Annotated in this window: 19 protein-coding genes; 17 read left to right on the top strand and 2 right to left on the bottom strand. The window is 66.7% G+C overall.

What is annotated here, in order from left to right; translation table 11 throughout:
• The first annotated feature begins 35 nt into the window (after positions 1-35).
• From WM2015_RS12315 to ptsP, 8 genes are all read left to right on the top strand, one after another.
• On the top strand, positions 36-1,436 hold the full coding sequence (locus tag WM2015_RS12315) for an RNA polymerase factor sigma-54 (RefSeq protein ID WP_049726327.1): 1,401 nt from the start codon (positions 36-38) through the stop codon (positions 1,434-1,436).
• Between the two features lie 107 nt (positions 1,437-1,543).
• Positions 1,544-1,870, top strand: coding sequence for a ribosome hibernation-promoting factor, HPF/YfiA family (hpf, locus tag WM2015_RS12310; RefSeq protein WP_049726326.1), 327 nt, complete (start codon positions 1,544-1,546; stop codon positions 1,868-1,870).
• Positions 1,871-1,895: 25 nt separating this feature from the next.
• Entirely contained in the window at positions 1,896-2,366 is a 471-nt protein-coding gene (locus WM2015_RS12305; RefSeq protein WP_049726325.1) for a PTS sugar transporter subunit IIA, read from the top strand.
• Positions 2,363-3,304, top strand: a complete 942-nt coding sequence (gene hprK, locus WM2015_RS12300; RefSeq protein WP_049726324.1) for an HPr(Ser) kinase/phosphatase — start codon at positions 2,363-2,365, stop codon at positions 3,302-3,304. Before WM2015_RS12305 ends, hprK begins: the two co-directional genes overlap by 4 nt.
• Positions 3,301-4,161 (top strand): RNase adapter RapZ, encoded by an 861-nt coding sequence (gene rapZ, locus WM2015_RS12295; RefSeq protein ID WP_049726323.1) that lies wholly within the window; start codon positions 3,301-3,303, stop codon positions 4,159-4,161. Before hprK ends, rapZ begins: the two co-directional genes overlap by 4 nt.
• A complete protein-coding gene (locus WM2015_RS12290; protein WP_049726322.1) occupies positions 4,158-4,535 on the top strand; it encodes a PTS sugar transporter subunit IIA in 378 nt (125 codons plus the stop codon). The genes rapZ and WM2015_RS12290 overlap by 4 nt, the downstream gene beginning before the upstream one ends.
• Positions 4,532-4,801, top strand: a complete 270-nt coding sequence (locus tag WM2015_RS12285) for an HPr family phosphocarrier protein (protein WP_049726321.1) — start codon at positions 4,532-4,534, stop codon at positions 4,799-4,801. The genes WM2015_RS12290 and WM2015_RS12285 overlap by 4 nt, the downstream gene beginning before the upstream one ends.
• Positions 4,798-6,522, top strand: coding sequence for a phosphoenolpyruvate--protein phosphotransferase (ptsP, locus tag WM2015_RS12280; protein ID WP_049726320.1), 1,725 nt, complete (start codon positions 4,798-4,800; stop codon positions 6,520-6,522). The genes WM2015_RS12285 and ptsP overlap by 4 nt, the downstream gene beginning before the upstream one ends.
• Before the next feature lie 13 nt (positions 6,523-6,535).
• On the opposite strand, the gene WM2015_RS12275 is transcribed toward ptsP, so the two are convergent.
• Together WM2015_RS12275 and WM2015_RS12270 are read right to left on the bottom strand one after the other, a co-directional pair.
• Positions 6,536-6,904, bottom strand: coding sequence for an MGMT family protein (locus tag WM2015_RS12275; RefSeq protein ID WP_049726319.1), 369 nt, complete (start codon positions 6,902-6,904; stop codon positions 6,536-6,538).
• Positions 6,879-7,631, bottom strand: coding sequence for an RNA methyltransferase (locus WM2015_RS12270; protein WP_049726318.1), 753 nt, complete (start codon positions 7,629-7,631; stop codon positions 6,879-6,881). Before WM2015_RS12270 ends, WM2015_RS12275 begins: the two co-directional genes overlap by 26 nt.
• A 123-nt stretch (positions 7,632-7,754) precedes the next feature.
• On the opposite strand from WM2015_RS12270, the gene WM2015_RS12265 reads away from it, so the two are divergent.
• The 9 genes from WM2015_RS12265 to WM2015_RS12225 all read left to right on the top strand — a co-directional run bounded on the left by WM2015_RS12265 (position 7,755) and on the right by WM2015_RS12225 (position 15,907).
• Positions 7,755-8,564 carry an inositol monophosphatase family protein gene (locus tag WM2015_RS12265; protein WP_245609765.1) on the top strand — a complete coding sequence of 270 codons (810 nt, stop codon included), beginning with the start codon at positions 7,755-7,757 and terminating at the stop codon, positions 8,562-8,564.
• 82 nt (positions 8,565-8,646) lie between these two features.
• Complete coding sequence (dapE, locus tag WM2015_RS12260; RefSeq protein WP_049726317.1) at positions 8,647-9,804, top strand: succinyl-diaminopimelate desuccinylase; 1,158 nt, start codon at positions 8,647-8,649, stop codon at positions 9,802-9,804.
• A gap of 7 nt (positions 9,805-9,811) precedes the next feature.
• Positions 9,812-10,096: a cell division protein FtsB gene (gene ftsB, locus WM2015_RS12255; protein ID WP_049726316.1), complete on the top strand. Its 285-nt coding sequence runs from the start codon at positions 9,812-9,814 to the stop codon at positions 10,094-10,096.
• A gap of 178 nt (positions 10,097-10,274) precedes the next feature.
• Positions 10,275-10,700, top strand: coding sequence for a hypothetical protein (locus WM2015_RS12250; protein WP_049726315.1), 426 nt, complete (start codon positions 10,275-10,277; stop codon positions 10,698-10,700).
• Position 10,701: 1 nt separating this feature from the next.
• A complete protein-coding gene (locus WM2015_RS12245; RefSeq protein ID WP_049726314.1) occupies positions 10,702-11,589 on the top strand; it encodes a winged helix-turn-helix domain-containing protein in 888 nt (295 codons plus the stop codon).
• A gap of 103 nt (positions 11,590-11,692) precedes the next feature.
• Positions 11,693-12,160 carry a hypothetical protein gene (locus WM2015_RS12240; protein ID WP_156201159.1) on the top strand — a complete coding sequence of 156 codons (468 nt, stop codon included), beginning with the start codon at positions 11,693-11,695 and terminating at the stop codon, positions 12,158-12,160.
• Positions 12,150-13,184, top strand: a complete 1,035-nt coding sequence (truD, locus tag WM2015_RS12235; protein WP_049726312.1) for a tRNA pseudouridine(13) synthase TruD — start codon at positions 12,150-12,152, stop codon at positions 13,182-13,184. The genes WM2015_RS12240 and truD overlap by 11 nt, the downstream gene beginning before the upstream one ends.
• A 42-nt stretch (positions 13,185-13,226) precedes the next feature.
• Positions 13,227-14,699 carry an O-antigen ligase family protein gene (locus WM2015_RS12230; protein ID WP_049726311.1) on the top strand — a complete coding sequence of 491 codons (1,473 nt, stop codon included), beginning with the start codon at positions 13,227-13,229 and terminating at the stop codon, positions 14,697-14,699.
• A 119-nt stretch (positions 14,700-14,818) separates the two neighbouring features.
• Positions 14,819-15,907 carry an MraY family glycosyltransferase gene (locus tag WM2015_RS12225; protein ID WP_082169708.1) on the top strand — a complete coding sequence of 363 codons (1,089 nt, stop codon included), beginning with the start codon at positions 14,819-14,821 and terminating at the stop codon, positions 15,905-15,907.
• The last annotated feature ends 12 nt before the right edge of the window (positions 15,908-15,919 follow it).

Raw genomic sequence — 15,919 nt, 5'->3', positions numbered from 1 at the left:
TTTGCGCCGCTCGAGCGGCGGCGTAGAATGAAGCCATGAAAGCAGCGGCGCGCCTACAGCTCAAGCTCGGCCAGAAACTCAAACTGGCCCCGCAGCTGCGTCAGGCCATTTCCCTGCTGCAGCTCAACCGTCTCGAGCTCAAGGAGCATATCCGCGAGATCCTCGAAACCAACCCCCTGCTCGAGCGCAGCGAGGATGCGGAAGGGGGTGCCGGCAGTGACACCGAGGTCGAGCAGGACATCGAGTTCGGTGAGGACTACGGATTCGACGACCTGCCCGACGGCTTCTCGGTCAGCAGCGAAGGCCCGCGCTACGACGATTTCGTCAGCGATCGTGCGGACGAATCCCTGCAGCAGCACCTGCTCTGGCAGGCCAATCTGTCGGGTTTCAGCGAGACCGATGAGGCCATCGCCCGAGCCATCATCTACGCGCTCGATGAAGAAGGCTTTCTCAAGGACGATCTGGACACCCTGCGTGCCTCGTTGGCGCCCGAGTACCTGGTGTCCCGCGACGAAGTCGCCGCCGTGCTCGAGCGGGTCCAGCACTTCGAGCCGGTCGGTGTGGCCTGCCGCGATCTGCAGGAGTGTCTGCACGTCCAGCTGCAGGCCCTGCCGGCCTCCACGCCCGGTCTGGGACTGGCCGATCACATCATCCAGCGCTACCTGGACGTGCTGGGCCAGCAGGACATGGATCGACTGGCGCGGGCGACGGGCTTCGAGCGCGAGGACGTCAAGCTTGCCGTCGAGCTGATCCGCTCGCTCAATCCGCACCCCTGCAGTCGCTTCGGCTCGGACGACGAGAACTACGTCGTGCCGGACGTCTACATCCACCCGCGGGGCGATGGCTGGCGGGTCAGCCTCAACCCCGACAGCGACCCGGGCCTCAGGCTGAACCGCATGTATGCCGATCTGGTGCGCAAGAGCCGGGGTGACGACAAGCAGTACCTGAAAGACCGACTCCAGGAAGCGCGCTGGCTGATCAGCGGCCTGGAAATGCGCAATCAGACCCTGCTCGCGGTCACCGAGGCCATCGTGCAGCGGCAGCATCGCTTCTTCAGGGAAGGCGAGATCGCCATGCAGCCGCTGCTGCAGCGCGAGGTGGCCGAGCAGGTCGGGGTGCACGAGTCGACCATTTCGCGGGCGACGACGGGCAAGTACGCCCACACGCCCCGCGGGACCTTCGAGCTCAAGCATTTCTTCTCCGTGGCCCTGACCGGGCAGGATGGCAGGCCCGTCGCCGCCACGGCGGTCAAGGCCCACCTGCGGCGGTTGATCCAGGAGGAGCCCGACGGCAAACCCTTCTCGGACCGGGCGCTGGTCGATGCCCTGGCCGCCAGGGGCATTCATCTGGCCAGGCGCACGGTGGCCAAGTACCGCGAACAGCTGGGCATCCCGGGTTCGGCGCAGCGTCGCAGAATGGCGCGCATGCGGGCCTGATTTCGGGCCTTGCCTGGTATAAGATTAGGAACAGGATTCAGGGTCTGGAGGCGCTCGGCGCCGACCCGCCCGACTCCTGGCTACACCCATCCAAGGAGCAAGCATTCATGCAGATCGAAATCACCGGACAGAACGTCGACGTTACCCAGGCCCTGCGTGCCTACATCACCGAGAAATGCGAGCGTTTCGAGCGTCATTTCGACAACCTGATCTCCGCTCATTTCGTTCTGCGCCTGGAAAAGGTCCAGCACATGGTCGAAGCCACGATCGCCGTCGGCGGCCGCACCAACCCGATCTTCGCCGAAGTTCATGACGAGAACATGTACGCCGCGATCGATGCCCTGGCCGACAAGCTCGACCGCCAGGTGCGCCGGCACAAGCAGAAGGTGACCGACCACCATCGTTCCGCTTCCCGCGCGGCCGAAGCCGGCTGAGCCCGGCGGCCGTCAGGCGAATCCGATGCATCTTGCCGACGTCCTCGACCCCGAGCGCATCGCGGTCGATATTTCCGTGTCCAGCAAGAAATCCCTGCTGGAAAAGGCCGCCGAACTGCTCGCGACCTCGCCGGACAGCGGCGAGTCGCGAGAGATCTTCGAAAGCCTCTGTCAGCGCGAGCGCCTGGGGTCGACGGGCCTGGGTCATGGGGTCGCGATTCCGCACGGACGCGTCAACGGCCAGAGCGGTGTCAGCGGCGCGCTGATCCGCCTGCGCCACCCGATCGACTTCGATGCGCCGGATCAGGAAAAGGTCGACCTGTTCTTCGCCCTGTCCGTGCCCGACCAGTGCTCGGATGTCTATCTTCGTCTGCTGGCCGACGTCGCTCAGCGCTTCGGTGATGCCGGCCAGCGCGAGCAGCTGCGTTCCGCCGACAGCGCCGAAGCTCTGCTTCGACTCTTTGCCGTCGAGCCGGATGCCCATCCGGCCGCATGACCGCGAGCATCACGCCCGCAGAAATCTTCCAGGCCTACGCTGACCGGCTCGAACTGCGCTGGGTGACCGGACGCCGCGCCGCCGAGCAGCGCCAGATCGCGGCCAGCAGCATCCGTGCCCGACCGTCCCTGATCGGCTTTCTGAGCCTGATCCACCCGAACCGGGTCCAGGTGATCGGCGAGGAAGAGGGCGCCTGGCTGGACGGGCTGGAGGCCAAGATCCGCTGGGAAGCCATCGCTCGGATCGTCGACGCCCAGCCGGCCCTGATCATCGTGGCTTCGGGGCTCGAAGTGGCCGAAGACCTCGAGGAGTGGGCCAAGGAAAGCGGTACGCCGTTGCTGACCTCGGCCCGCCCGGCCTGGGAGCTGGTCAATTTTCTGCAGTATCGGATCGCCCGCCGGCTGGCTCGCAGCGTCACCCTGCACGGCGTGTTCATGGAAATCTTCACCCTCGGTGTCCTGCTGACCGGCGAGTCCGGAACCGGCAAGAGCGAGCTGGCCCTGGAGCTGCTCAGCCGCGGCCATCGCTTGATCGCCGACGACGCGCCGGAATTCACCCAGCTCACCCCGGACACCATCGAGGGCGCCTGTCCGCCGGTGCTTCGTGACTGTCTCGAAGTTCGCGGCCTCGGCATCCTCAACATCCGCCGCATGTTCGGCGATGCCGCCGTCAAGTCGACCAAGTTCCTGCGCCTGATCATCCATCTCCATCTGCCCGGCGAGGAGCCGCCGGGGGGTGATCGCCTGCACGGCAATATCGGAGCTCGCCGGGTGCTGGATCTGGACATTCCACAGATCAATCTGCCGGTGATGGCGGGCCGGAACCTCGCCGTCATGGCCGAGGCTGCGGTCCGCGATCACATGCTGCGCATGAAGGGCTTCGATGCCGCGGCCGAATTCGTCGAGCGGCATGGCCGACTGATGGGGGACAGGGAATGACGCATCCGATCATCGTGATCAGCGGCCTGTCGGGCAGCGGCAAGAGCGTCGCCCTGAACGCGCTGGAGGACCTCAGCTACTACTGCGTCGACAATCTGCCGGGCGGTCTGCTGGCCGACCTGGTCGAGGAGGTCAGAGGCCAGCCCGAGCGCTATCCCCGGGTTGCCATCGGCATCGATGCCCGGACCGGCCCCGACGGCCTGGAACGCCTGGTTCAGCTGTTCGACGGCCAGTCCGAGGAGAGCGCCTTCCGGGTCCTGTTCCTCGACGCGGCCGAGCCGGTGCTGGTCCGACGATTTTCCGAGACGCGCCGCCGCCATCCCCTGGCCGGCAGCGGTGCGCTCGAGGAGGCGATCGAGCGCGAGCGCCGCCTGCTCGAGCCGCTTCGGGAACGTGCCGACTGGGTGGTCGATACCTCGGAAACCAATATCCACCAGCTTCGTCGCCAGGTCTGGCGCAGCGTGGGACAGGGCAGCGACGAAGGCGCGCTCTCGCTGGTGTTCGAATCCTTCGCCTTCAAGCGCGGCGTGCCGCGGGACGTGGACCTGGTCTTCGATGCCCGCTGCCTGCCCAATCCGCACTGGGAGCCGGAGCTGCGGGCCCGGACCGGCCTCGATCCCGAAGTCGACGAGTACCTGTCGCGTCATCAACGGGTGCTCGACTTTCATGACGACGTGCTCGGTTTCGTGCAGCGCTGGCGCCCGGCCCTGGCCGAAGACCAGCGCGCCCTGCTCACCGTGGCGATCGGCTGCACCGGCGGCCAGCACCGATCGGTCTGGCTCGCCGATCGTCTCGGGCGCGCCATGCGCGAGGCCGGGCATCCGGTCGTCGTGACCCATCGCGAGCTCGAATCGTGACGGGTCTGGTGCTGGTGACCCATTCCGGTCTGGGGGAATCCATGCGCCGCCAGGCCGAGGTGATTCTGGGTCGGATGATCCAGATGACCACCGTCTCGGTCAGCTACAGCGCCGACCCGGACACGGCCCTCGAGGAATTGATCGGTGCCCTGGCGATGAGCGTGGACCAGGACGGCGCGGTCGTGCTGACCGACCTGCCGGGCGCCACGCCGCACAACCTCGCCACGCGAGCCGCGGCTCGGCGGGATCTGCCGGTGGTGTCCGGGCTCAATCTGCCGATGCTCCTGAAAGTGATTAACCACATCGACAAGCCGGCCAGCGAACTGGCCGAACTGGCCTGCCTGGGGGGGCATCAGGGCATCATCGAGACATGATTCGTCGCAACGTCACGCTCATCAATCGCCTCGGCCTGCACGCGCGCGCGGCGAGCAAGCTGGTCCAGGTGGCCTCGGCGCACTCGGCCCAGGTCTGGGTCGAGCGCGGCGAGAAGCGCGTCAATGCCAAGTCGATCATGGGCGTGCTGCTGCTGGCCGCACCCTGCGGCACCGAGCTGGTCCTCGAAACCGACGGTGAGCAGGAGACGGAGGCGATGGAGGCCCTCGTCGCCCTGATCGAAGATCGTTTCGGAGAGGGCGAATGAGTCTCATCCTGACCGGCATCGGCGTGACCAGCGGCATCGCCATCGGCCGGGTCCACCGGCTCACGCCCGGTGAGCTCGATCTGCCCGAGTATCACCTCGAGGCCGGCGCGGTCGAAAACGAGATCGAGCGCCTGCAGCATGCCATCGATCGTTCCGAGCGCTTCATCCAGCGCATGCTCGAGCGTGTGGCCGAAGGAGGCGAAACGGCGCGCGAGCTGCTCGAAGCCCATCGCCTGATCCTGCGCGATCCCCTGCTCGTCGATGCCGCGGTCGAGCGGATCCGCGACTCGAGGATCAACGCCGAGTGGGCCCTGGTGCAGCAGAGCGAGGCCCTGCTGGACGAATTCCGTCGCCTGGACGACAGCTACATCGCCCTGCGTCGCGAGGATCTGGAGCAGGCCGTCCAGCTGATTCTCAGAAAGATGGCCGATCAGCCGGCCACCCTGGTCGGTGCCCAGGTGCCGCATCAGCTGGCCGACACGGTGATCGTTGCCGACTCCCTCGGGCCGGCCGACATGGCGATCCTGCACCAGCGCCGCGTCGCCGGCCTGGTGACCGAGCACGGCGGGCCGATGTCGCATTCGGCGATCCTGGCCCGCAGTCTTGAAATTCCGATGGTGGTGGGCATCCATCAGGCGGTCAATCGCCTGAACGAGGATGAGGCGGTCATCCTCGATGGACATTACGGGGCCCTGATGGTCGGCTTCGACGAGGGCCTGCAGCGCCACTACGAAGACAAGCGTGAGGCCAGCGAGCGGCACCGTACCGAACTGAAGCGATTTCTTGCGCGCCCGTCACGGACCCTGGATGGTGAGGGTTTCCAGCTCTACGGGAATGCCGAACTGCCGGCGGAGTTCGAGCGTTGTCGCGAGGCCCGAGCCGCGGGCATCGGACTGATGCGCACCGAGTACCTGTTCCTCGGCGATCGTCTGCCGGACGAGGACACCCAGTATCGAGCCTATCGCGCGGCCATCGAAGCCATGGAGGGCCGGCCGGTGACGATCCGGACCCTGGATGCCGGCGGCGACAAGCTGCCGCCCGGCCTGGCCGTGACCCAGGGCCCGAACCCGGCGCTGGGCCTGCGTGGCCTGCGCCTGTCGCTGGCGGTCACCGAGCTGTTCCGCGAACAGATCCGCGCCATCCTGCGCGCCTCGGTCCACGGGCCCGTCCAGATTCTGCTGCCCATGCTCACCGATGTCGAAGAGCTGCACCAGGCGCGCCGCATCATCGACGACTGCCGCCGGGAGCTGCAGCGCCGGGGCGAGAGCATCGACCCGGGCCTGCCCGTCGGCGGCATGATCGAGACGCCGGCGGCGGCCCTGGCCGTGCGCGAGTTCGCGCCGCTGCTGGATTTCATGTCCATCGGCACCAATGACCTGATCCAGTACGTGCTGGCCATTGATCGCCAGGACGAGCAGGTCAGCTACCTCTACGATCCCGGTCACCCGGCGATTCTGAGCCTGATCGAGCAGATCGTGCTCGCTGGGCGTGAGTTCGATTGCCCCGTGACGGTCTGCGGCGAGCTGGCCGGCGACGAAGCGGCCGTCCGCCTGCTGCTGGCCCTGGGCGTGGCCAACTTCAGCATGCCGCCGGCCTCGATTCCGGCGGTCAAGAAGAGCCTGATCGACGCCCGCGCCGCCCGTTGTCGGGAGATTCTGGCGCGTCATCGCGCACGACCGGCCTCCGGCCGCCAGCTTCTGGGTGAATTGCTCAGGGAGTAGATGGCGAGCTGGCCTAAGGGCCCCAGAGCAGGCGGTCCATCGCCCGCTGCGGCGAGAAGCGATCCAGGTCGATCACCCCGTCGACGAATTCCACGCCTTCGGCTTCCAGGCGCTCTCGCTGCGTGCGCGCCTTGACGCTGCCTTCGGGAAAGCTGATCCGGCCCTGGGCATTGACCACCCGGTGCCAGGGCAGCTGGCGGCTCTTCGGTGCGCGGCCCAGGGCCATGCCGACCATGCGGGCCCGACCCGGGAAGCCAGCCAGGCGGGCGACCTCGCCGTAGTTGAGCACGGCGCCGGCCGGAATGCCCTCGATCACCGCCCAGACTTTCTGGTAGCGGTCCTCGTTGCTGGTGGGTTCAACCTTTGCTCGATCCTCGGCCACGGGCCGCCTCCAGGGTCGCGGACAGGATGCCGTTGAGGATGTTCAGCTCGTTCTCGTCGGGTCGGGCGCGCTGATAGAGCCGGCGCAGCCGCTGCATCAGGCGCTTGGGCTGATCGGGGTTCATGAAGTCGATGGCCAGCAGGGTCTCCTCGAGACGCTTGTAGAAGAACTCCATCTTCTCCGCCGGTTCCGGCTGCCAGTCCGGCGGATCGACTTCGCCGGGCAGCTCGCTCAGGCTGGCCATGTGAATCTCGTGGGTGACGACCTGCACGGCCTGGGCCAGATTGAGCGAGTGGTATTCCTTGCTGGTCGGGATGTTGATCAGGAAGTGACAGAGCCGGGTTTCCTCATTGGTCAGCCCGGACTTCTCGCGCCCGAAGACGATCGCGATCTCGTTGCTTGCCGATTCGGCGATCACCCGGTTGGCAGCCGCGCGCGGGTCCATCACCGGCAGCGGCAGGGAGCGCAGGCGGGCCGTCGTGCCCAGCACCAGCTGGCAGTCGGCGATGGCTTCGACCAGGTCCTGGGTCACCACCGCCTTCTGCAGCAGGTCATCGGCGCTGGTGGCCATCGCCGTGGCCCGGGAGCTGGGGAACTGGGCTTCCGGCGCGGCCAGGTACAGGCGCTCCAGGCCCATGACTTTCATCGCCCGGGCGGTGGCGCCGATGTTGCCGGGATGGGTCGTGCCGACCAGCACGATGCGGATCTTGGATGCGAGCTCGTTCATGGGGGCATTTTAATGCAGACACGTGCCTGTCCGGGCTCCGGTCAAGGCAAGGCCAGGCGATTCGCGGTATCATTGCGCCTGCCCGAACGGGCTCGTTGCCCACTCGCTCTCGGACCTCGTCACGTGACCAATCCATACATCAATATCGCCTCGGAAGCCGCTCGCCAGGCCGGTGGCCTGATGCGCAAGTTCAGCCAGCGATTGGAAAGCATTCCCGTCGAGCGCAAGGCGCGCAACGACTACGTGTCCGACGTCGATCGCGCCTGCGAGCAGGCCATTCGCCAGTACATCCTCAAGCACCATCGCGATCACGCGATCCAGGGCGAGGAAATGGGCCAGCAGGGCGACAGCGAATACCTCTGGATCATCGACCCGCTGGACGGCACCAGCAACTACCTGCGCGGCATCCCCCACTATGCGGTCTCGATCGCGCTGCAGATCCGCGGCCGCATCGAGCACGGCGTGATCTACGATCCGATGCGCGACGAGATGTTCACGGCCAGCCGGGGCGAGGGCGCTTTCCTGAACAACCAGCGCATTCGCGTCTCCGGTCGCAAGGACCTGAGCACGGCGGTGCTCGGCACGGCCTTCCCGTTCCGCAAGCGCCGCCTGATGAGCGCCTACCAGGGCATGTTCGACGCCCTGTTCGAGAAGAGCGAGGATTTCCGCCGGGCCGGGTCGGCGGCGCTGGACCTGGCCTACGTGGCCTGTGGCCGCCTCGACGGCTACTTCGAGCTGGCCCTCCAGCCCTGGGACATCGCGGCCGGCGCCCTGATGGTGCAGGAGGCCGGCGGGGTCGTCATGGACGTCAATGGCGGCGAGCGCTGGCTGGAGTCCGGACACATCATCGCCGCGCCCTTCAAGCTGGTCACGCCGATCCGCCACGCCATCGCACCGCACGTCACCGAAGGCATGAAGGCCCGTCTGAGCTGAGCCAGCCTGATTCACACCCGTTCTACTGTGGCACCACCAGGCCCCGCATCCGCGGCGCTTCGCTCCGCGGTATCCTTGGCGCATGACTTCCCGAGCTTCCGCCGTTCTCGAACTGACCCGTGAACTGATCCGCCGCGCCTCCGTGACCCCGGAGGACGCCGGCTGCCTGGACCTGATCGAACACCGACTCCGGGCCGTCGGGATGCGCGTCGAGCGGCGTCGGGTCGGCGAGGTGGACAATCTCTTCGCTCGCCACGGCGAGTCGGGCCCGCACCTGATGCTGCTCGGCCACACCGACGTCGTGCCGCCGGGGCCGCTGGAGGAGTGGACCAGTCCGCCCTTCGAACCGACCGAGCGCAACGGCTGCCTGTTCGGCCGCGGTGCGGCGGACATGAAGTCGTCGGTGGCGGCCTTCGTCGTGGCCCTCGAGCACTACCTGCACGAGCAGCCCGATCACTCGGGTATCGTCTCGCTCCTGCTGACCTCCGATGAGGAAGGGCCGGCCGAGCATGGGGTGCGCGTGATGGTGCCCTGGCTGCAGGATCAGGGCCTGCTGCCCGATGCCTGCCTGATCGGCGAGCCCTCCAGCCTGGAAACGCTCGGCGACAACGTCCGGATCGGCCGTCGCGGCAGCATCCAGGCGATCCTGAGCGTGCGTGGTCGCCAAGGCCACACGGCCTATGCCGACCCGGCCGACAACCCCGCCCACCGCGCCGGGCCCCTGCTGGCCGCGCTGGGTCAGCTGGATTTCGAGGACGGTGACGCGCATTTTCCGCCCACGCGCCTGCAGATCTCCAATGTTCAGGCCGGCACCGGCGCGGAGAACGTGACGCCGGGCGAGCTCAAGGTGCTGTTCAATCTCCGCAACAATCCCAACAGTCCCGCGGACGTACTGGAGGCGCGGCTACGGGCGCTCATCGAAGCCAATGACCCGGGTCCCTGGACCCTGGACTGGCGAGTCTCCGGCGTCCCCTTCGGTCCGGCGACGGGGCGTCTGCCGGCCGTCGTCGATGCGGTCTGTCGCAGCCAACTTGGCCGCGCACCGGTCCAGGACACGGGCGGTGGCACCTCGGACGGGCGCTTCCTCGGGCCGCTCGGCATTCCCTGCGTCGAGCTCGGGCCCGTGAACCGCACGATCCACCGGATCGACGAGTGCATCGGCCTGGACGAGCTCGAGCGATTGCCGGGCCTGTATCATGGAATCATCGCCGGCTACCTGAGCGGCAGCGAGGAGGGCTGAGACCGTCATGCGCGTCGTCTTGATCATTCTGTTCGTACTGCTCGTCGTGTTCCAGTTCCGCCTGTGGCGCGAAGTCAGCGAGGTGCGCGATCTGCGCGGCATGGTCGAGCAGCAGCTCGAGGAGAACGAGGGCCTGCGGCAGCGCAACGAAGCCCTGGCCGCCGAAGTCGAGGATCTGCGCGAAGGTCTGGCCGCCATCGAAGAGCGGGCCAGATCCGAGCTGGGCCTGATTCGTGAGGGCGAGGAGTTCTTTCTGATCGTGGATCCGGAGCAGGTCGAACCCGAGCCCTGAGCCGAGTCCTCGCTCCGGGGAATTTCAGGTGAATTTCAGGCCGCTTCCATGGTGTCGAATCGGGTCCTGCCCCAGACTCGGGAGGCGTCGGGCATGGACGCCCGACCTTGTGACTCAAGGGGACGGACAAGGAGCTCGAATCATGAATGGTATCGTCACTGGAATCGTGACTAGAATCGTGACCAGAATCGGCAAAACCCTGATGATTTCTGCGGGCCTGATGGCCGCAGCCCTCTGGATGGCCACGCCCGTCCAGGCTGGCCCGATCACCCAGCCGGGCCCCGACGCGGCCCAGATCAACGGCGGGCCCGAGAGCCCGGGTCGCGACCTCTTCGAAGTGGAATTCACCGCCATCGACGGCGACAACATCTCCCCGCGTCAGCTGCTCTGGCTCGAGCCCGGTCGCTACGTGATCACGGTCCGGGTCGATGCGCGCTACACCACCGCACCCGATTGGCAGATTCGACAGCCCAATCGTGACGATGATTACGTGAGCTTCGAGATCGAACTGGAGGCGGGCAAGCGCTACGACATCCGCGGCCGCTATAACCGCAATGATCGGCGCCATCCCTACGACGTGATCGTCGACCGCATCGAGGGCTGATGTGCGCGCCTTCAGCGGCTGTCGATTCGACGGGCAGGATGGTCGGCTGACCGGGCCGGGCGGCGAGGCGTCGCTCAGGCCCCAGGCCGGCCGTCTGCTCGAACGCTTCCTGGAGGCACCCGGCGAGGTGCTGGACCGGGAGACCCTGATTGCCGCGGTCTGGGACGAGGGCAGCGTCGTCGATTTCGAATCCGGCCTGGCCGCCCTGATGCGGGAGCTGCGCCAGGCACTGGAGCAGGTCGGCCTGGAAGCCTCGCTGATCGAGACCGTTCCACGGCGCGGCTACCGGTTTCATGGGCGGATCGACGGCGCAGCCGCGGCCGAAGCGGTGACGGAGCCCGAAGCTCGATCGGGGTGGCGTCGCTGGGGCGGTGGAATGCTGGCGGTCTTCCTGCTGATTTTGCTGGTCGTCCTGGCCTGGTACTGGAATCGCCCGGTCCCGTCCAGCGCGCCGCCCGCGCTGGCGATCCTGCCCTTCGAGCAGTACGGGGACGATTCCCCCGAAGCGTCCCTGGAGTCGCGTCAGGGTCGACTGCTGGCCGACACCCTGCTGGCCGAACTCTGGGCCGCCGAGTTGCCCGACCTGGAGTTGATCGGTCGCGCCACCCTGCGCCCCTACCAGGGCCGCGAGGACGTGGCGCGGCGGGTGGCCGACGACCTGGGTGTGGACCTGCTGCTGGAAGGCCTGATCGCCGAGTCCCCGACCGGTGGCTTGCGAGTGGATGCGCGCCTCGTCTACATGCCTCGTGGCACCGTGCTCTGGTCCTCGACCTGGGCTTCGGAAGGGGATGAGGCGCTGCCGGTCGGCACGGTGGCACAGGACTTCGTCGCCGAGCTCACCCGGGCCTGGCCGGCCATTCGGGACGAGCGCTTTGCAGTTTCAGAGTGATTTCATGACAATTCCAGGCCGCTTCCATGGATCGGCGACGGCAGATTCGCGATCCTGCAAGCGCCTGATGAACCGCCCCTCGATCGGGGCAAGGAGAACTACGATGAAAACGATTCGATGGATGAGCCTGCTCGGTCTGCTGATCATGCCGCTGGCCTTGAGTGCACAGTCCTCGGCCGAGCCCGATCCGAATGCTCGCACCGTGATGCCGAGTGCCGATGCGGCCCAGGTCAGCGGGTTGCTCGGCCGTCCGAACCAGGAGCTGTTCGGGGTGCGCTTCGTCGGCCTGAACGGCCGCAACATCCCGCCGCGCGACAGCATGTGGCTGGCGCCAGGCGTCTACACTTTGACCGTGACCATCGACGCCTCGCACGTGCGTCGGCCGCCGACCTGGGGCCAGTCGCGACCGCGCAACCGCATCCGTGAAGACGATCGGAACCAGGAGTTGCGCGACAACCAGATCCAGGTCGAGGTGGAAGCCGGCAAGACCTACGAGATCCGGGCGCGCTACAACCCGGACAACGAGGACTCGCCCTACAGCCTGGTGGTGCACCGAATCCGTGACAACTGAGTCCGAGTTCGACCTCGACGGCCGCGCCTGGGGTCCCGTCCCCGGGCGCGGTCGCATTCGCGTCTCGCCGGAGGACTTCCGGGTCCGTGAGGACCTCGGGCATTGCCCCGACGGCGAGGGCGAACACCTCTGGCTCTGGGTCGAGAAGCGAGAGCGCAACACCGTCGATGTCGCCAGCGATCTGGCGCGCGCCGCCGGCGTCCACCCGCGCCAGGTCAGCTTTGCCGGTCTGAAGGACCGCAACGCCGTCACCGAACAGTATTTTTCCCTCCATCTGCCCGGCAGCAGCGACCCGGACTGGCGCGCCTGGGAGCTGGAGGGTGTGCGCATCCACCGGGCCGAACGCGCCTCCCGCAAGATCCGGCGTGGTCGACTCAAGGGCAACCGCTTCGAGCTGCGCATCCGGGAGCTCGACGCCGATCGGGACGCATTGACCGAGCGACTGGAGCGGGTCCGTGCGGGTGGGGTGCCCAACGGCTTCGGCCAGCAACGCTTCGGCGGCAACAACCTGGCCCGGGCACGCGCGCTGTTCGCCGGACAGCTGCGTCGATCGCCATCGAAATCGAAGAAGGGCTTCTATCTGTCCGCCGCGCGCAGTCTGATCTTCAATCAGGTGCTGGCGCGACGGATCGCCGAGGGCAGCTGGAATCGCCTCCTCCCCGGTGATGTGGCCATGCTCGATGGCACGCACAGCTTCTTCGTCGCCGATCCTGATGACACTGAACAGCAGCGACGCTGCGAGGCGATGGATCTGCATCCGACCGGCCCCCTGGTCGGGCTCGGCGAGGTTCCCGTCACCGGCGAGGTGCTGGCCCTGGAAACCGAGGTCGCCGAGGGCGAGGCCGATCTCGTCGAGGGCCTGAAACGCTTCCGGCTCGAGCATCAGCGACGCGCCCTGCGCATGCGGGTGCTCGATCTCGAGTGGGGCTTCACTGGGCCGGATACCCTCGAACTGCGCTTCGGGCTGGGGCAGGGCAGCTACGCCACCTCGGTCCTGCGGGAGATTCTGGACCTGATCGACTGACGCGACTGCACCCATGGCCTGCCGGTCTGGCAGAATGCGCCCATGGAATCCAGCACCGAAGCGCCCGAGCGCCAGCGAGTCAAGGTCCGGCGTCGTCGCCGCCAGCAGGCTCCCGATACCCACCGAGGCCTGGCTGCCGTTCTGACCGGGCCAGGGCTGGTCACTCTCGTGCTTGCAGTGCTGGTGCTCAGCTTGCCCCTGATGATGGGCCAGCGGACGCCGCTGACCTTGACCAGCACGGCCGTCTGGTTGACCTTCGGAGGCGTGCTGGCCTGGCTGCTTTCCGCCTGGCGAGATGGCTCGGGCGAGTCGATGCCCGCACCAACGGCTGCATGGTGGTGGGTGTTCGCTGCCTTGAGTGCCTTGACCCTGCTGCAGATTCTCCCGATCAGGATGCTGGCGGCATGGTTCGGCCCCTATCCCGACGCGCTCTGGTCACACCCTGAATTCGAGCCCCGATTCTGGTCGCCCAATCCCGGCGCGACCCTGCGCGCCTGGGCCGTATTCGTCGCCCTGTTCGGCATCGCCTGGTTGAGCTGTTCATTGCGGCGGCAGCAGCGCGGCTGGCTGTGGCTGGCGATCCTCGTGATGGCGCTGTTCCAATCCCTGTATGGCCTGATCAGCCACGCCTCCGGGGCCACCGAGATTCTTGGTGTCTGGGCCCGCAACAATCCTGACTTCGTCCATGGCACCTACAGCAATCGCAATCTCTTTGCCGGCTACCTGGCCCTGACCTGGCCCATGGCCGTGCTGGTGTGGTGGATACGGGACATGCCGCTGCTCCGTCATCTTCCGACTGAAATGAAAGTTGCCGGGAGCCTCATCAGTGGCGCGATCATCGGTGCGGCCTTGATGGGCAGTGCCTCGCGACTCGGGGCCACCGCCGGCCTGATCGGAATGTTCGTCGCCTTGCTGCTCTGGACCCGTCATCGCGGACACCTTCAGGGTGCTGCCATCTGGCCCGCCTGGCTGGCCGCACTGGCGGCCTTCCTGTTCGCGACCTGGTATGGCCTGGCGCCTCTGACCGATCGCCTGGCACAGACCGATTCGAACGATGAGGTGCGATTCCAGGTGCTCGGGATCCTGTTCAACGAGGTCCCGCTCGTCCACTGGCTGGCAGGCGTCGGTCTGGGTGGTTTCGAGGCCGTGTTCAAGACCGTACAGCCAGCGGAGATCACCGGCTGGTGGGACTACGCCCACAACGATCTGCTCCAGTGGCTGCTGGAAACCGGCCTGGTCGGTGGCGGCATTCTGCTGGTCGTCCTCGTTGGGCTGGTGCGTCGGGCTGCCGTGAGGATGGAGCGGATTCCGCTCTATGCGGGCCTGGTCGCGATGAGCCTTGTCGGCCTGGGGGACTTCAGCTGGCATATTCCGGGAACGCAGATCGTGCTGGCGATCTATCTGGGGGTCCTGCTGCGCGAGCCGGGACCTCCTCGTTCGACGGACAGAGTGGCGGCGCCGACAGAATCGGCGCGAAAACGTCGACGACATCGCAGGAAGAGCGGCTCGCACTGATGTCCGCCCTGGCCGGATTTTGATATGCTGTTCATGCGCTTCGGAAACGTCATGAAGAACGTTTCGATGATTCCCGAGGCACTCGATAACAGCATCGGTTCCGAGGGGGTCTCGCAGCGATGAATCTGACAATCCAGGGGGGCGTCATGGTCGGCATGGCCTTTGCGGTCGCTGCGGGTCTGGTGCCGGCACTGAAAGGCCCGGCTCGTCGCTGGGGCCTGGTCGATCATCCCTGTCATCGCAAACGCCACCATGGTCAGGTTCCGCTGACCGGTGGGCTGGCGATGTTCCTGGCCTTCATCGCCGCCCTGATGGTCAATCTGTCCTGGCTCGGGCCCTATCTTTCCCTGCTCGTCGGCATGGCCGTTCTGTTGACGGTCGGTCTGCTCGATGATCTGTTCGATATTCGAGCCATGTACAAGCTGATGGCGCAGGTGCTGGTGGCCACGCTGATGGTCTATGCCAGCGGTCTCGAGGTCAATCAGCTGGGTCGCATCTTCGGGCTTGAACTCGGTCCGATCGGGCTGGGCCCGCTTTCGGTCCCCTTCACTGTGGCCTGTGTCGTCTTCATCATCAATGCGTTCAACATGAGCGATGGGCTGGACGGCCTGGCCGGCGGAATCGGCATGTACATCCTCATGCTTCTGGCCCTGGCCGGCTGGCTGGACGGGGCCGAGCCTTCCTACGTGATCATCTGCCTGGTGCTGGCGATGGCCGTGATGGGGTTTCTCGTCTACAACCTGCAGTCGCCGTTCCGCAATCGAGCCACCGCTTTCATGGGGGACGCCGGCAGCATGATGCTGGGCTTTGCGGTGGCCTGGCTGGCCATCGCCCTGGCCGAACGTGATACCGCCTCCGTACCGCCGATCACGGTGGCCTGGTTGCTGCTGGTGCCCGCGACGGACATTCTGGCAGTGACCCTGAGGCGCGTCCTGCGTGGCAGAAGCCCGATGGCTGCCGACCGTGCCCACCTGCACCACATCATCCTGCGCTGCGGCTTTTCGGTTCGCAACACGGTTCGCCTGGTCCATCTGGCGGTGCTGATCGCCGGCGGTATCGGCATTCTTGGGTGGCGGCTCGCCTGGCCCGAGTGGCTGTTGTTCGGGGTCGCGGCCTCGATCATGGCCGGCTACATGCTCGTGCTGATCAACGCCCATCGCCTGATGCGCTGGCGGCTGCGCCGCCTGCGTCGGCAGAAAACCATCTGAGCGCGCCCGGCG

Source organism: Wenzhouxiangella marina (assembly GCF_001187785.1).
Taxonomy (GTDB): Bacteria; Pseudomonadota; Gammaproteobacteria; order Xanthomonadales; family Wenzhouxiangellaceae; genus Wenzhouxiangella; species Wenzhouxiangella marina.
This window is presented reverse-complemented; position numbering and strand designations above follow the sequence as displayed.

Bases quoted from the DNA above. Each gene is read 5' to 3' on its own strand.
- dapE (WP_049726317.1), top strand. From the start codon at position 8,647: ATGACTTCCCGAGCTTCCGCCGTTCTCGAACTGACCCGTGAACTGATC.
- WM2015_RS12285 (WP_049726321.1), top strand. From the start codon at position 4,532: ATGATTCGTCGCAACGTCACGCTCATCAATCGCCTCGGCCTGCACGCG.
- hpf (WP_049726326.1), top strand. From the start codon at position 1,544: ATGCAGATCGAAATCACCGGACAGAACGTCGACGTTACCCAGGCCCTG.
- ptsP (WP_049726320.1), top strand. From the start codon at position 4,798: ATGAGTCTCATCCTGACCGGCATCGGCGTGACCAGCGGCATCGCCATC.
- WM2015_RS12270 (WP_049726318.1), bottom strand. From the start codon at position 7,631: ATGAACGAGCTCGCATCCAAGATCCGCATCGTGCTGGTCGGCACGACC.
- ftsB (WP_049726316.1), top strand. From the start codon at position 9,812: ATGCGCGTCGTCTTGATCATTCTGTTCGTACTGCTCGTCGTGTTCCAG.
- WM2015_RS12315 (WP_049726327.1), top strand. From the start codon at position 36: ATGAAAGCAGCGGCGCGCCTACAGCTCAAGCTCGGCCAGAAACTCAAA.
- rapZ (WP_049726323.1), top strand. From the start codon at position 3,301: ATGACGCATCCGATCATCGTGATCAGCGGCCTGTCGGGCAGCGGCAAG.
- WM2015_RS12225 (WP_082169708.1), top strand. From the start codon at position 14,819: ATGAATCTGACAATCCAGGGGGGCGTCATGGTCGGCATGGCCTTTGCG.
- WM2015_RS12230 (WP_049726311.1), top strand. From the start codon at position 13,227: ATGGAATCCAGCACCGAAGCGCCCGAGCGCCAGCGAGTCAAGGTCCGG.
- WM2015_RS12240 (WP_156201159.1), top strand. From the start codon at position 11,693: ATGAAAACGATTCGATGGATGAGCCTGCTCGGTCTGCTGATCATGCCG.
- WM2015_RS12305 (WP_049726325.1), top strand. From the start codon at position 1,896: ATGCATCTTGCCGACGTCCTCGACCCCGAGCGCATCGCGGTCGATATT.
- hprK (WP_049726324.1), top strand. From the start codon at position 2,363: ATGACCGCGAGCATCACGCCCGCAGAAATCTTCCAGGCCTACGCTGAC.